The organism is Actinomyces denticolens, from assembly GCF_002072185.1.
Classification (GTDB): domain Bacteria; phylum Actinomycetota; class Actinomycetes; order Actinomycetales; family Actinomycetaceae; genus Actinomyces; species Actinomyces denticolens.
This window is the reverse complement of the sequence record NZ_MVIW01000009.1, coordinates 15,777-29,892: the sequence shown is the minus strand read 5'-3', so window position 1 is coordinate 29,892 and position 14,116 is coordinate 15,777. Positions and strand designations below refer to the sequence as shown.

Annotated in this window: 12 protein-coding genes; 1 reads left to right on the top strand and 11 read right to left on the bottom strand. The window is 70.0% G+C overall.

Going from position 1 to position 14,116, the window contains the following annotated elements; all coding sequences use genetic code 11:
• Positions 1-3: 3 nt before the first annotated feature.
• From B1H55_RS03875 to B1H55_RS03825, 11 genes are read right to left on the bottom strand one after another with little or no spacing between them, the layout of a single operon-like run.
• Positions 4-4,623, bottom strand: a complete 4,620-nt coding sequence (locus tag B1H55_RS03875) for an FtsK/SpoIIIE domain-containing protein (RefSeq protein ID WP_077240850.1) — start codon at positions 4,621-4,623, stop codon at positions 4-6.
• A gap of 11 nt (positions 4,624-4,634) precedes the next feature.
• Positions 4,635-7,328 (bottom strand): LysM peptidoglycan-binding domain-containing protein, encoded by a 2,694-nt coding sequence (locus B1H55_RS03870; protein ID WP_077240851.1) that lies wholly within the window; start codon positions 7,326-7,328, stop codon positions 4,635-4,637.
• A complete protein-coding gene (locus B1H55_RS03865) occupies positions 7,325-7,762 on the bottom strand; it encodes a pilus assembly protein TadG-related protein (RefSeq protein ID WP_231952648.1) in 438 nt (145 codons plus the stop codon). The genes B1H55_RS03870 and B1H55_RS03865 overlap by 4 nt, the downstream gene beginning before the upstream one ends.
• Positions 7,759-8,193: a TadE family protein gene (locus tag B1H55_RS03860; protein ID WP_077240852.1), complete on the bottom strand. Its 435-nt coding sequence runs from the start codon at positions 8,191-8,193 to the stop codon at positions 7,759-7,761. Before B1H55_RS03860 ends, B1H55_RS03865 begins: the two co-directional genes overlap by 4 nt.
• Positions 8,190-8,594, bottom strand: coding sequence for a TadE/TadG family type IV pilus assembly protein (locus tag B1H55_RS03855; RefSeq protein WP_077240853.1), 405 nt, complete (start codon positions 8,592-8,594; stop codon positions 8,190-8,192). The genes B1H55_RS03860 and B1H55_RS03855 overlap by 4 nt, the downstream gene beginning before the upstream one ends.
• Positions 8,594-8,800 (bottom strand): hypothetical protein, encoded by a 207-nt coding sequence (locus B1H55_RS03850; protein WP_077240854.1) that lies wholly within the window; start codon positions 8,798-8,800, stop codon positions 8,594-8,596. Before B1H55_RS03850 ends, B1H55_RS03855 begins: the two co-directional genes overlap by 1 nt.
• 53 nt (positions 8,801-8,853) lie before the next feature.
• On the bottom strand, positions 8,854-9,780 hold the full coding sequence (locus B1H55_RS03845; protein WP_077240855.1) for a type II secretion system F family protein: 927 nt from the start codon (positions 9,778-9,780) through the stop codon (positions 8,854-8,856).
• On the bottom strand, positions 9,777-10,634 hold the full coding sequence (locus tag B1H55_RS03840; protein ID WP_080461588.1) for a type II secretion system F family protein: 858 nt from the start codon (positions 10,632-10,634) through the stop codon (positions 9,777-9,779). The genes B1H55_RS03845 and B1H55_RS03840 overlap by 4 nt, the downstream gene beginning before the upstream one ends.
• On the bottom strand, positions 10,631-11,947 hold the full coding sequence (locus B1H55_RS03835; RefSeq protein ID WP_077240856.1) for a TadA family conjugal transfer-associated ATPase: 1,317 nt from the start codon (positions 11,945-11,947) through the stop codon (positions 10,631-10,633). The genes B1H55_RS03840 and B1H55_RS03835 overlap by 4 nt, the downstream gene beginning before the upstream one ends.
• Positions 11,944-12,651: a hypothetical protein gene (locus B1H55_RS03830; RefSeq protein WP_231952646.1), complete on the bottom strand. Its 708-nt coding sequence runs from the start codon at positions 12,649-12,651 to the stop codon at positions 11,944-11,946. The genes B1H55_RS03835 and B1H55_RS03830 overlap by 4 nt, the downstream gene beginning before the upstream one ends.
• Before the next feature lie 39 nt (positions 12,652-12,690).
• Positions 12,691-13,407 (bottom strand): SAF domain-containing protein, encoded by a 717-nt coding sequence (locus B1H55_RS03825; protein WP_077240858.1) that lies wholly within the window; start codon positions 13,405-13,407, stop codon positions 12,691-12,693.
• A 293-nt stretch (positions 13,408-13,700) separates the two neighbouring features.
• Between B1H55_RS03825 and B1H55_RS12475 the strand changes: the two genes are divergently transcribed.
• Positions 13,701-14,006, top strand: coding sequence for a WXG100 family type VII secretion target (locus tag B1H55_RS12475; RefSeq protein WP_157750289.1), 306 nt, complete (start codon positions 13,701-13,703; stop codon positions 14,004-14,006).
• The last annotated feature ends 110 nt before the right edge of the window (positions 14,007-14,116 follow it).

The window sequence follows — 14,116 nt, the reverse complement described above, 5'->3', positions numbered from 1 at the left end:
ATGCTATCGAACCGACTCCGCCGACGTGTAGGGAACCTGCACCCACGACCACCCGCGAGTGGTGGCCAAAACACCTCGGCCGATGGGGGCCGGACCGCCAACCGATCTGGGGAGACGAGCCATCAACGGCTCGCCGTCCTGCGCGGACCTGGGCGCGAGGATCAACCCGGTTCTGGTCTTCTTCACTATCGAGGCCGGCCCCCGATACATTCCTTGCACCTCGTCAGAACCGCAGGCTATCAGCACGCCGCCAACCTCGTCCCGGCACGCCTTGAGATGCTCCTCCAGTGCCGGCGCGATCGCATGGTCCGCCCCGAGCAGCTCGAAATCATCAACGACAACCAGTGCTTTGGCCCCATATGGTTTGAGCGCCTCACGCAGCTCGTCCGCTTTCGCGCCCCCGTCAAGAACTGCCGCTGCTCGTGGCGCAAGCCCCTGAAGGGGCGAGCGGCGCGGGGTCACGAGGATAACGGGAGCCCCTGCTCGCATTGCAGTATCAACTGTGAAGCACAGAGCGGTCGAGCGTCCGGAGCGCCGGGGGCCCAGCACCATCACGCCGTTTCCGATGTCCGGCAGCGACACCGTCTGAATGTGGAGATTGTCACCGCCCACACCCAACGCGATCATCCCCTCGTTGATCGATGGGCCCAGGGCCCAGGCGTCCTGGGCGGAGATCGCCATCGGAAGATCGTCGACTCTTCCGGGAAGGAGCAATTCCGGAACGTTCGCCCACACTTCTTTGGCGCTGCTCCCCTCACGATGCGTGGCCGCCACTTGCGCCGTTCCAGCAGGATCGCCGTCGAGGAGCGCCACCTGGACTTCGCGGGGCGTCTCGCCGCTTCTGAAACCCCTTCCAGCAGGCATTGCAACGGGAACATCCTTCGGCCGCATCCCGATGGCGTCGAAGTCCTCCGGGGCGGGCATCCGCAGGAGCAGCCTGTCCTCCAGCATCATGCCCATGCGCCCGCGGAAGCACGTCCGGTCCCCGGTCACCACGACACGGAGACCCACGGCCAGTCCCTCGCGCATAAGCGACTCCACATTCTGCAGGAGGACTCCGCCGTCCACATCCTCGAAGGATGCGGTGAAGCCGTCCCAACGGTCGATGAGGAGCAGGAGGTATGGCAGTGCCTCCCCCGGCGGTGCAGTGGCCCGCTGCTCCGCGAGGGTGGCGCACCCCCGCAAGGCGAACACTTGTTGCCGGCGCGCGACCTCCTTGACGAGAAGGGCGAAGAGCCGACGGACCCGATCGGGCTGGTCCCTGGTCACCACGGCGCCCACATGGGGCATTGAGACAAGGGGGAGCAGCGCACCCGAGCCGCCGTCGATCCCATACATGTGCACGGCTGCCGGGGACGATGAGCGAGCGATCGCCGCCGCGATGAGCCGCAGGAAGCACGAACGCCCCGTCCGCGGAGCACCGGCGATGCCCAGGTGGCCGCCATGGGCGTAGTCCCACGTCATCACCCGCTGTGCCTGTTCAGCAGGCATGTCCTCCATGCCCAGAGGCACAGGGGGCGTCGCATCCCCGTCGCTGGAGCGTCGGCCCGGAGCCCCCGGTGCCGAGGCGAGGTCATCCAATGTGATCGTCTCACCGAGGGCCGGTAACCACGGGCTCCTCGGATCAGAGGCCTTGGATTGGGCATGGGCCTGCCGCATCGCGTCCACCAGGCGCGCCAGATCCGTCGGCGTCGAGACGTCCTCCTCCGTCTCGACCCGCATCGGCGCGGGCGCCGCCAAGGATCGCAGCGTCAACTGCGAGGCCAGTGCCTCGGCGCCGCCGACTTCGCCCCGGGGGCGCCCGCCCACTCGCGAGGCCTGGAACTGACGCAGACTGGTCAGTCCGAGTCTGGCGAAGGCCCGTCCAGGCAGCGTGGACGGCACATGAGCAGCGTCCCGGGCCTCGATAACGTCTTGGGAGTCGTTCTCATCAGTCACCCGCAGGGCGATGCGCAGGTTCGTGTTCGACTTGATCTCCGCGGAAACCACGCCCGCAGGACGCTGGGTGGCCAGCACCAGGTGCACGCCCAGGGATCGCCCTCGCCTCGCGATGTCCACCAGGCCCGTGACGAAGTCCGGGAGCTCCGCCACGAGGGCTGCGAACTCATCGATGATGATCATCAGGCGCGGCATCGGCTCATCCTCGGGGGTCATCGTGGCCACATAGTCCTCGATGTCCTTCGCACCCAGGCGGGCCAACTGGTGCTCCCGGTGCCTCAGCTCGGCCCCCAGGGACTCCAGGGCCCTGCTGGTGAGATGACCGTCGAGGTCCGTCACCATGCCCACCGTGTGCGGCAGGCGCGCGCAGTCCTTGAAAGCCGCGCCGCCCTTGTAGTCCACGAGCACGAAGGTGAGCGCATCCGGCCGATTCCCCAGGCACAGTGACGCGATGAGGGTCTGCAGGAGCTCGGACTTTCCCGAGCCCGTTGTTCCCGCCACGAGGGCGTGGGGACCATCGCGGCTGATATCCACGGAGAAGGGGCCCTCCGCGTCCTCCCCCAGGACGGCAGTGGTGCTGCGCCCTCGATGGGCCCACCTCTCCAGGACCGCCCCAGCATCCGGCTCCTCCATGCGAACCACCTCGAGCAGCCGGGAGGAGACCGGGATGAGTGCGGCGGCGCCCTCGGAGGAGACGTCCCTGACCGCGGCCTGGGATCGGGCCACGCGTTCGGGCCAGCTCGCGGGAACCAGGTCGAGCAGCACCTGCTCCACCTCCATCTCACCGGCACGGGCGAGCGTGGCCGTCGTGGGCCGCGCCACCACCACCGAGCGGCATTCCTCGGGCAGCCCCACGGGATCGGGATCGAGGCACAGGAAGCAGATGCCGTGCTTCGCACCCTCCCGCAGCACCTGGACCATCCCCGGGACCAAGCGGAGCTGACGGGATCCATCGAGGATCACCACGGTCCTCGGCACCATGCGCTCATGCGACTGCTGCTTCTTCTCGGCGGCCTCGATCCGTGAGACCAGTTCATTGACCCTCTGCTGGACATCGTTCGCCACCAGGCCTGCCTGGGCGCGCTCGCCCTGACCGCCGATGCCCCGCATATGGGGGAGCCAGCGGGACCAATCCCAGGCCTGCTCGCCCGCCCCTCCTTGCACTGAATCGCTCAGGAGGACGAGTTCCAGATCGGCCGGCGAGTGCAGAGTGGCGCACTGTGACACCATCCACGTGGCGAGACGCAACCGTTCCGGCCCCGTCACTCCCACGACTCCCAGCACGCCCAGCGGCACAGTGACAGGGACGTCGGGCGCGGTCCACATGAGAGGAGCCTCATGGCTCGCCCGCTCCTGGGACTTGATCTCCACATTGGAAGGAAGATCAGCCGTCCCCACCCGGAGCTCGAGCCAATCCGGGTCCGCCGGGCGTCTTTCCCAGAGCCCCGAGCGGGGGCCCGTGGCCCGCAGGAGGAGCTCGGCGGGATCCGGGAAGTCGGCGCGTCGCTCGCCGCGCTCCGTAGTGAGCGCGTCCAGAGCGGCTTTCTCCGTCTTGGCCTTGGTGCTCTCGTAACGGGACATCGCATCACGGAAGGTGCGCTTGCGAGTTGTCCGGCCCTGGATGTAGTTGGCGATCATCATGAGGGGCGATAACGCCACAAACATGAGTGATGCGAGGCGATGGAACATGACATAGGAGCCCAGGGCCATGAATACCGGAGAGATGAGCATGACGAAGGGGAAGGGCGGCTTGACCTGCTTGGTTGGCCGCCGGGGCATCATGAACTCGGTGTTCCGCGAAGCACGCTGGAGCCTCGGGGGCCGATTGAAGTCGATGGTGGGAGCACCGGGCGTCGGGAAGGAGACGGCGTCAACCTCCGGAACTCTTCCCACGGTGAGGAGTGAATCCCCCGCAGTGAGCACCGCGCCCGGCTCCCAGGGGGAGTCCGCGGTGATCGCCCGCCGGTCGAGCTCGAGCAGGCGCCTGCCGGCCTCCGGATCGATCTCCTCGATGCCGGAGAGCTCGATCTCCGTATCCTGCTCCTTCTTCCTCCTCCACCTGCGGCGCCTGCGCCGTTTCGGGGTCTCCTCTCCCCGGGATTCCAGGACCACGGGGCCGGGCAGGGGGTGACTGCGCCCTGGGATCCGATCCTGGGCGGGGAGATCCTCAGCGCCGTCGAGGGGCGTGAGCCGGACGGCTCCGCCCACCTCCACCCGGGCCCGCAATCGGGCACCGCCCTCGAACCCATCAAGGGGAAGGTCCGTTCCCTCACCCCCGATCGTGTAGTCGCCGAGGGACCAGCGCCGCACGGTCCCCGCGCCGCGGCCTCCGACTATCCGCACCTCCACGACCCCGGTGGGCTCCTCCTCTTGCGGGGAGGGCGCGCCGAGGGAGAGCAGCATGCCGTGCCGGATCGGCGAGTCCGTGATGAGACCCTGCGGATCGAGCCTCGTCGGCCCGTCCCAGAGCTCGGGCGGCGTCGCCTGCTCGCCGTGGGCCTCGGGCACGACGAGCCTCAATTCACCCGGGGCCGGCGTCCCGGCGAGCGAGGGCTCGGGGAGCTCGTGGGCGAGCGAGCGGGCGAGGTCCCCCACGGTTGCCTCGTCCGGGGCCGTGGCCAGAACATCGCGGATGAGCGGCGGTTGCCCGGCGATCGGCCGGGTCACCCTGAGCAGAAGGCGCATGGCATCCTCCTTCAGGCGGGAATCCGCATGACGGACAGCCCCGGCGCGAGATCCTCCACGAGGGCGGCCGTCAACGGGTCGATCCGGTGCAGGTCGTCCACCCCGGCCAGGTCGAGCAGGGCGAGGACGTCCTGCGCCAGGGCGGGGCGCCCGTGCCGCGAGGCCAGACGGAGGCGCTCGCGCCACAGGGACTGATCGAGGTCCAGGACCTGCAGCCCGACGCGGATCGCGCCCGCCGCCCCATCCGGGTCGGGGCCGCGCAGCAGGGCCGCCGCGCGCAGGGCCGCGTCCACGATGAGCACCCCGGCATCCCGCTCGGTGCGCGCCCGGGCGAGCCACGCATAGCGGCCCTGCGGCGCACCCTGGGCGATCGGGCCGCGCACCATCCGCAGGGCCTCGATGAGCAGATCGCGCTCAGCGTGCTCAGGGGCGGTGCGGGACTGAGCGAGCAAGGAGCGCAGCACGTCCCAGTCCGTCACGGCGCCCGGGCCGAGCAGCAGTCGTCCCTCCTCGTCCTCGCGCAGGTGGGGAATGCCCTGGGCGTCCGCGCCGAGCCAGGCGCGCAGCCGCTCGATCGTACTGACGACGACGTCGCCGGTCACTCCGGCGGGCCAGAGCAGTCCTCCAAGGGTGGCGGGGCGGATGCCCTGCGGGTGGAGGGCCACGCAGGCGGCAGCCTCGGTCAGGAGGTCGAGGCGGGAGCGCTCGACGGGCCCGGGGGCCTCCACCATGACGGATCCGAGCAGGCTGATCCTCACCGGTGCGGCGTGGAAGGCGCCGGAGCTCAGCGGCGGAGCCGGGGGATCGGGGATGGGCGGGCGGCCGTCGTCGCTCGTGGGCTGCTGGCGGTCCGTGGCGAAGAGCTCGGCGAGGGCGGTCAGATCGAGTTCGGTGGCGCGCGAGGCGGTGACGCGGATGCCCAATGGCGCCACCTGGGCTGTTCCCGAGTCATCGACGATGATCTGCCAGCGGGCGCGCTCGGCCGATCCAGTGCGGACCATGCTCAGCCCCCGGCCGGCGACCACGGGGACGTCATGCCCGGAGACGAAGACGATCTCGGGGGAGTCGGTGAGCGAGCGTCCCTCGAGCACGTCGGGGGCGGGCGCGGTGGGGAGCATGGCGGGGCTGTCGAGGACGGTGAGCCGTGGCCCGAGGATCGCGCCGAGCTGGCGCGGCAGCCCGATCCCGGTCAGACCGGCACGCCCGGACCATGGGTTGAGCCCCACCTCGAGGGCGAGGGCGGTGATGATCTCCTCGGCCATCCTCGGGTCGCCCGTCACCACGACGTCGGAGTCCGCCGAGGCGAGATCGATGAGCACATCCGCGCCGTCGTCGTTGCGCCCGAGCGTGACCAGGCCAGGGTACCGGGGGGTGCCGGGATGGGTCGGCAGGCCATTGGCGGCGGCCTGGGCACTGAGGGACCAGATCATGCCGTCCTCCGAGCAGGTCCAGGGCTCAGGCGCCTCAAGACTGGGCCATGCCAAGTACACGGAGATGGAGGAATCGTCGACGATCGCCGCGTAGATGCTGAGGGCCTGTCCCTTCTCCGGGAGCGACCTGAGAGCGGCGTCGAGGCGGGCAGTGCGCTCCGGATCAGCACTGATGCGCAGCAGCCGCTCCCGCTCACCCGCCCCGTCACCTGGCGCCCCGAAGAGGCCTCGCCGACGCCGCAGGATGAGCGCGCCCGTGATGGAGGCGGCGAGGAGGCCTCCGACGGCGGGCAGTTGGGTGGGGCGCAGGTCCCCGAGTGCGCTCGAGCGCCCGACGGCGTCGGCCCCGCCGTGGCCCTGTTCCTGCGGGGCACTGGGCACGGCCGGCGCCTGCCGCTCCGGAATGGGAACCGCGACGACCCGGTCGACGCCCTGGGCGCTCTCGGGCATGATGAGGAGCCAGTTGGGCTGGATGAGCCGGGCGAGCTCCAAAGATCGCCCGTCGGGCTGGACGCGCCCGGCGTTGAGGTCGTAGATCTGCTGGTAGGCGCGGCCATCACCGAGGCTCCGCTCAGCGATGTCCCAGAGGTTGTCGTGGTAGAGGCCGTCCGGGGGCCGCACGATGTAGACCCGCTGCCCCACGAGCTCGGCCCCGAGCTGGGGGTCGAGCTCCTGATCCCCCAGCATGTAGCGCACTCCGGTCTGCTGAGCACCATCCACTGCTCCCCCCGGGGGCGCGCCCGGGACGTAGGAGGAGGGAAAATCGGCCGACTGCGTATTGTCACCGATCGAGGGGTCCGCCTGCGCTGAGGCGGCGGGGCCATTGGCGCCGGGGACCACTGGGCCGCCATGGAAGGTGGCCGCGCTCGCCGGGGTGGCGGCGCCGAAGATGAGCAGGGAGGAGACGAGCACGCGCACCACGGTCTGCATGCCGCCGGACAAGGGCAGGTGGGCGGGCATGCCGCTCCCCCGCGCCGCGGAGACGAGCTCCACGATGGCGCAGACGGTGAACTGGAGCCAGGCGGCCCAGATCACCCAGATGAGCACGCCGAGCAGTGCGGTCAGGGAGAGCTCCCCGGTGAGGGCGTCGAGGCTCCAGTGGCCGGGCAGCGGCGGCGCACCGGTGAAGTGGAGCAGCGCAGTCGGCACGCCCACGATGATGACGAGCAGCGTGAGGCCCGCGATCAGTGCTCGGACGACTGAGCGCGGCTCGTTGACCGGCTCAGCGTGGAAGCGGCTGGGGCCAGTGACGGGTGCTGGGCTCTGCTTGCTCATGGTTGCCCTTCAGTGATGCCCTGAACGGTGGTAGCGGTTCCATCCACGGTGATGGGGATGGAGGAGATGCCGACGGCGGAGAGCAGGGCCGTGGGGGCGTCATCATGAATGGTCACGGAGATCGTGTCCCCTTGGACGATGACGGTCGCGGTGCCGTCGATGCTGTTGTCGGCGAGGTAGTGCAGCGCGGCGGAGCGGGCGGCGGTGGGGTCGAGGGTCGGCGCGCCCCCGCTCCGCGTCCTCTCGAAGGAGAGTTGCTGGGCCCCGGCCCTGGCGGCCTGCTCCGCAGCATCGGCGAGGGTGGCACGGGCGTTGAGCGCGCGGCCCCCTTCCAGGCAGAGCCCGGCCAGCAGTATGAACGCCGCGGTGAGGAGGACAGCGGCGAGGGACACCGTGCCGCGCTCCGCGCCCAGGCGTCTCAAGCGGCGTCTCATCGTGTTCCCCTCCAGGTGTCGACGGGAGCGGTTCCGCTGCCCTCGATGGTGGCGATGCCGGGCAGGCCGGCGAGCCCGAGGTCGGAGAGCGGAACTCTGCATCGCACTGTGACCTCCACTCGCCCGCCTCGCGCGAACCCGGAGGTGTTGGTGGTGGAGGCGCAGTCCTTATCGGCCACGTCCGAGGAGGCCAGGGCGCGCGAGGAGGCCTCGGATGCGGCCGACGCGGAGCGCTCGAAGGAGGCCGCCCTGGCGGCGTCCCGTGCGGCGGCCTGCACTCTGCCCTCCGTCGACACCCACCGGCCCATGGCCACGATGAGCATGGCGACGAGGATGAGCACCGGCGCGATGACGACCATCTCCACGGACGAGGCGCCGCGCTCCTCGCGCCGCGCCCGCCGTGCCCTGGTGATGACAGCTCCGGCTCTCATTGATCGCTCCGGAATTCCTCGATCGGCGATGACACTGTGGCGCTGACGTCCGGTGAGAGGCCGGCGAACACGTCCCGGGGCCGTCCCGAGACCGTCACCTCCACTTCCTCGCCGTTGACCTGGATACTCACGGCGACATCCTCCAACGCCTGCCCGCCCACGTTCCTGGCGTAGTCCGGGGTCGTCTGACGGGCTTGCGCGATGGACTCGGCGCTACCGCCCCCCGTTCGCACGATGCGGGCCGCCTCCCTGGCCGCAGTGGTGGCGACCTCCTGGCCGTACCAGTTGAAGGACACCTGGACGGTCAGGAGGATGATCGCCATGAGCAGGGGGAAGAAGGCCAGGAGCTCGACGGTCGAGGCACCGATCTCCTCAGACAGGCGGCAGGGCCGTGAGCGCATCACGGTCCGACTTTGATCTTGTTGGCCTGCTCCGTGACGTAGCTGTAGATGACCTTGCCGACGAGCCCCACGAGGGCGATGAGCAGGCCGGTGATGATGACCCACTCGATGGTGGAGGCGCCCTCCTCGTTGTTCTCGAGCCGCTCTCGGAGAGTCTCGCGGGTTCGAGTGGCCGTGATCTGGAATCGGCACAGTGTGGACAGCATGTCTTTCCCTTTCTGGTGGTGATCGTGCTGGACGGTGGGTATGGGGCCGCGGCTCAGGAGGAGACGAGGATTCCCATGATGGATGGGTAGACGAGGAAGACGATGAATCCGAGGGCGAGGATGAGCTGGGCGACGAGCATCGATTCGGAGTTCTGCCCGGCCCGCCCCTCGGCCTCGGCCAGTTCGCGGCGCCTCATCGATCCTGCGCGGGCCGCGAGGGATTCGCGGATCTTGGCGCCGTCCTCGGAGACGAGGGCCAGGGCGGCGGCGAGGTCCCTCAACTCGTCGATCCGCAGTTCCTCGCCGAGACGGCCCATGGCCACCCACGGGCTCTCCCCGCGCAGGCGCGCGGTGGCGAAGGCGTCCCGGAGGCGGATCATGCTCGGGTCGTCCGAGAGTCGTGATGCGGCGTCGAGGGCCTCGGGGACGCCCCGCCCGGCGGCGAGGGACATGGAGACGAGGTCGAGGAAGGAGCCGACGACGTGGCGGAAGTTCCGCCGGCCCTCGTCGGCCGCGCGGCGGAGCCTCAAGGTTGGGAGCATCGCGCAGACGAGCCCGAGGATGACGGCCACCAGCGCCGGGGTGGACAGGCTTGAGCCGAGGCCGGCGGCGATTGCCAGTCCACTGAGCACGAGCGGTGCCATGAGACCCGCCAGTCCGGTCAGCACGGAGAGCGCGAGGTGCTGCTCCATGGAGCGGGTGGTCACGGCCAGATCCGAGCTCAGCTCACTCGTGTCGACGCCCATGCGGCGCAGGAGCGTGGAGGCGCGCAGTCCGATCATCTCGGTCCACGCCGAGTCCTCGGCCCCTGCGGGGGCGAGACGGCGAGCGTCCTGGCGCAGGCGATCCTCGCCGCGCAGGGAGTCGAGCTCGGCCAGTGCCGAGGCGGGCTGCACGCGGCCGGGGAAGAGGATGACTGAGAGGAGGAGCAGGCCGAAGCCGCTGATCGCCCCGCCCGCGAGGATCCATGTGCTCGTCACGCGTCCTCCTCACCGACGGGGGCGGCCAGGAATCGCTTGGGCAGGGTGACGCCTGCCAAGCGGCGCATCCACAGCATCCCGAGCGCGAAGAACATCGCGACCACCACGAGGACCAACTGCCCCTGAGCGCTGTTGTAGGGGGCCACGAAGTCCTGGTTGAACAGGGCCAGGCCCAGGATGACGAGCAGGGAGAAGATGAGGACCATCTGCGCTGATCGGCGGGTCCCCGCGCGGGAGGCGGCCACGCGCTGGCGCATGTCCAGTTCGGCCCGGGCCGTTTCGGCGAGGGAGCCGAGGAGGGCCCTCAGCCCTGGACCGCGCAGTCGGGCGTTCATGATGAGCGCGGAGATGATGAGATCGGCGGTCGGGTCATCGAGGTCGTCAGCGAACTGGCGCAGCGCCGTCGGGAGGCTCACGCGCACGCGCATGCGATCCGCGAGGAGCGCGAGGTCGTCGCGGATGACGGGGGCGGCCGCGTAGACGGTGGCAGGGATCGCCTGCTCCAGGCCGACAGCGCCGGCGATGGTATCTCGCAGGGACTCCGCCCAGGTGGCGAGGGCCTCGATACGTGCGGCGGCGGCCTTCTCCTCCTTGCTTCCGCCGAAGAACATGGGCCAGACCAGGACGAGGATGGCGCCGGAGGCGGCGAATACCACCCAGCGGGTGAGCACGAGGAGGCCGAGCCCGAGGGCGAGCGCGTAGAGGGTCCGCTTGGAGACGCCGCGCGCCGCGCTGCTCGATCGCTGCGGGGCGGGAAGGATGTCGATGCCGAGGAGGTAGGCGGTCGCGAGGAACGCGCCGCCGCCGATCATGGCGCCGGCGAGCAGCATGGGCGCCTGTGCCGCGCCGATCATGAGGCCGGCTCCGCGTAGGCGGCGGCCGGGTCGTACCCGGCCTCCATGAGGTCGGCGGCGCAGGCGATGGGGGCGGCGGGGACCGCCATGCCCCGCCCGTTGTCCGCGAAGACCTCACTGGAGAGCACGCGCCCGTCGACGCCGTTGACCTCGCGCACGGAGGCGACGTAGCGGCGCATCTGGCCGCCTTGCGCGTAGCGGTTCTCCCTGGTCAGGAAGATGACGAAGTCGACGGCGCCGGCGATGAGCAGATGGGTCGCCTCCTGGGGGAGGCGCTCGGCGGATTGGATCGCGTATGTGGCGATCCTGTTGAACACCTCGGCGGAGGAGTTGGCGTGGATAGTGGACAGGGAGCCGTCGTTCCCCTGGCTCATGGCGTTGAGCATGGTGACGATCTCGTCGCCGAGGACCTCGCCGACGATCACCCGCGAGGGATTCATTCTCAGGGAGCGGCGCACGAGATCGGCCATGGTGATCGCGCCGGCGCCCTCGGAATTGGCCAGACGCTCCTCGAACGCCACGACATTGGGATGGAGGTCCTCGAACTCCCCCAGCCCGAGCTCGAGGGCGCGCTCCACGGTGATGAGGCGCTCGGAGGGCGGGATCTCGTTGGCGAGCGCCCGCAGGAAGGTGGTCTTCCCCGCGTTCGTGGCGCCCGCGATCATGATGTTCTTCCGGGCCGCCACCGCTGCCGCGCAGAAGGCGGCGAGTCGGGGGCTGATCGAGCCGAGGGCCACGAGCTCCTCCAGGCCGACGCGGGCCAGGCGGGCCCGGCGCAGGGAGATCGCGGGGCGCGCGCAGACGTCCATGACGGCCGAGAGTCGTGACCCGTCGGGAAGGCGCAGATCCAGCTGCGGGTTGGCGGAGTCGAAGGGGCGCGAGGCGAGGCCGGAGTACGAGCCGAGCACTTGGACGAGCTCGACGAGCTCATCGTCGGAATCGGCGACGGGCACACCGCGTTCCTCTCGGCCGTCGGCGTACTGGATGAAGACGTTGTCATAGCCGTTGATGTCGATGTTCTCGACATCGGGATTGTCCAGCAGGGGCTGGAGCCGGCCGACTCCGAACAGGGCGGCATGGATGCCCTGGGAGATCTCCTCCTCGTCGAGGGCGGTGAGGAGCGTCTGTCCGGCGGCGATCTGCTGACGCGCGTGGTTCTCCAGCACACGGCTGATGAGCGCCCGGGCGAACTGCCTCTCGTCCTCGCCGGTCATCGGGGGCAGGCCGGAGACGGCGTCGTCACGGCGCTGCTGGGCGAGGAGATCAGCGACCTCTTCGCGCAGGCGCCTCACGAGGTCCTGGTCCACGCTCATCGGGGACCTCCCGCCGACAGTCGCGCCGCCACGTCCCGTGCGGAACGCACGAGGAGGGATCGGCGCACGGACCGCGCCTGGCGCCCGGAGAAGGCGTCAGCAGCGGCGGGGTCGTCAGCGATGGTGCCGATGATGGGAACCTGGATCCCGCTGGAGGCGAGGAGACGCTCCAGATCGCCCATTTCGTGCCGCTTCTTCCACGGCGCGATGAGCAGGACGCCGAGCCCGGGGCGCTCGGAGCGGTGCGAGGTCTCCTCGATGATCCACCGCAGCCTCTCCCGGAGGTGACCATAGGAGTCGATCCCGGGGCGGACCACGAGGAGCAGCGCGTCGGCAGCCATCGCGACGGCGAGGCTGGGGCTCCCGGGGAGCAAACGGCCCAGATCAGCGACGACGTCGCCGCTGCGCTGAAGGCAGGACCCGAGCGCGCCCCAACCGGCGCCGATGGCGGAGGCCTGGTCCGGGCGGGCGAGCCCTGTGAGAACGGAGAGGTCCCCGTCGATGACGCTGGCGTGCTCCAGGGCCGTCGTCGAGGGGTTCCTGCGCACTGCCGCCGCGAGGGACATGAGCCCGTGCTCGGGATCGAGGGGCTGGCCCTGACTCGTACGCGCGCGGTAGAGCAGGTCGGAGCCGGCGGGATCGAGCTCGGCCAGCAGCGCCTGCCGGGGCCACACGGCCGCCAGGGCGTGCGCGGTGATCGACACTCCGGGAGCGCCCTTGGCTGAGGCGAGGCAGATAAGCATTCAGCTCGCCCCGATCGGCTGGCCGGGAGCGGTGAGGATGAGGGCGACGGTCTTCTTCGCCGAGCTCGTCACCACCTTGGTGTCCTGCGTCGCCGGGACGATCAGTGAAACGCTCAGCCCGGAGGAGAGATCCTGTTCCTTCCCCGTGCTCTGGGCGGGGCCGGCGGTGAGGACCTGCGCGCCCTCGACGAGCACGGCTCCCGTGTCGGTGTCCACGATGTTCACCGTGTCCCCGGCACTCAGGCCGGCCGCCGGGTAGCGGCCCTGCTCGAGGAGGACGCCGGCCACATGCTGTCCCTCACCGGGGATGGTGCCGGTGGCGATCTGGGATGTGTCGACGAGCTGCCCCGCGCTGATCTCGGTGCGGGCCCTGCTTCCGATGATGGTGCTGGCGGAGTCGGCAGGCACGAGACCGCTCACCGTCGCGGATACCGGCGTGGTGGTGAGATCCTCCGCAGTGATCGATTGCCCGGCGGCGATGGTGCGGGCGGCGACGACGACGTCCACGCGCTCATCTGCGCGCATCGCGAGCATTCCGGCCAGGAGCGCCCCGCCGACGATGAGCAGGACGGCGAATGCCGCCAGAAGTGGCCGACGCTCCCGCGGGGGCTTGGGCAGGCGATCGGTGCGGGCCTCGCGCTGCTGCCGGGTGGAGGCCATCCCGCGGGAGGCGCGGTCACGACGGCGCTCAGCGGCACTGTCCGAAGGTGTGGGCATGGCGATCCTCGATCGTGGTTCGGCCTGCAGGGACGCCCGGTACGTTACCGCACCGTGACCAAACGAGGCCCTGTGGCGATCCTCCCAGTCGGCTCGGGGCGCCGTGTACGCCACGCAACGCTGAGAATCACGGGGTTTCACTGGGGGTGGGGAGTGGTCCACGGGGACCCTCGACGTGCCGTTATCTACCTGTTACAGTCCTTCGGGGCACTTCCGCAGCGTCTTTCCGCATCTTCGGCGGGGGGCGGGGGCGCCCGCCGGCAGATAGCGCCACCAGGCAAGGAGGACACGGAATGAGTGACGTCAGCGCTAACCTTGAATCGATGGAGAGCCTTTACAGGACGATCAGTGACGACGTGACGTCGGGCGCGAGCATCATCACGAGCGTGACCAACGCGTTGAACAGCACGGTGTGGGAGAGCACGAACGCCACTGACTTCCGGGCGCAGTGGGAGGAGTTCAAGCCCAAGCTCAAGACCTTCGTGGAGAGCCTGGTCACGGCCGGCAACGCCGTGGCGAACAACCACAACGGCCTCAACGACGTCAACGGGGAGGGGCGCGACCCGCTGTCCCAGATCCCCTACCCCGAGGGCATCTGAGCCCTGACGCCGCGTCCTGCGGGGCGGTGGGCCAGGGCGGATTGAAGCAATCCTCTCAGCACCACCCGCTCCGCAGGACGCGGCACTCAGTCATTGAGACCGCATCACTC

Bases quoted from the DNA above. Each gene is read 5' to 3' on its own strand.
- B1H55_RS03860 (WP_077240852.1), bottom strand. From the start codon at position 8,193: ATGAGAGCCGGAGCTGTCATCACCAGGGCACGGCGGGCGCGGCGCGAG.
- B1H55_RS03855 (WP_077240853.1), bottom strand. From the start codon at position 8,594: ATGCGCTCACGGCCCTGCCGCCTGTCTGAGGAGATCGGTGCCTCGACC.
- B1H55_RS03835 (WP_077240856.1), bottom strand. From the start codon at position 11,947: ATGAGCGTGGACCAGGACCTCGTGAGGCGCCTGCGCGAAGAGGTCGCT.
- B1H55_RS03870 (WP_077240851.1), bottom strand. From the start codon at position 7,328: ATGAGCAAGCAGAGCCCAGCACCCGTCACTGGCCCCAGCCGCTTCCAC.
- B1H55_RS03875 (WP_077240850.1), bottom strand. From the start codon at position 4,623: ATGCGCCTTCTGCTCAGGGTGACCCGGCCGATCGCCGGGCAACCGCCG.
- B1H55_RS03825 (WP_077240858.1), bottom strand. From the start codon at position 13,407: ATGCCCACACCTTCGGACAGTGCCGCTGAGCGCCGTCGTGACCGCGCC.
- B1H55_RS03865 (WP_231952648.1), bottom strand. From the start codon at position 7,762: ATGAGACGCCGCTTGAGACGCCTGGGCGCGGAGCGCGGCACGGTGTCC.
- B1H55_RS03840 (WP_080461588.1), bottom strand. From the start codon at position 10,634: ATGATCGGCGCGGCACAGGCGCCCATGCTGCTCGCCGGCGCCATGATC.
- B1H55_RS03850 (WP_077240854.1), bottom strand. From the start codon at position 8,800: ATGCTGTCCACACTGTGCCGATTCCAGATCACGGCCACTCGAACCCGC.
- B1H55_RS12475 (WP_157750289.1), top strand. From the start codon at position 13,701: ATGAGTGACGTCAGCGCTAACCTTGAATCGATGGAGAGCCTTTACAGG.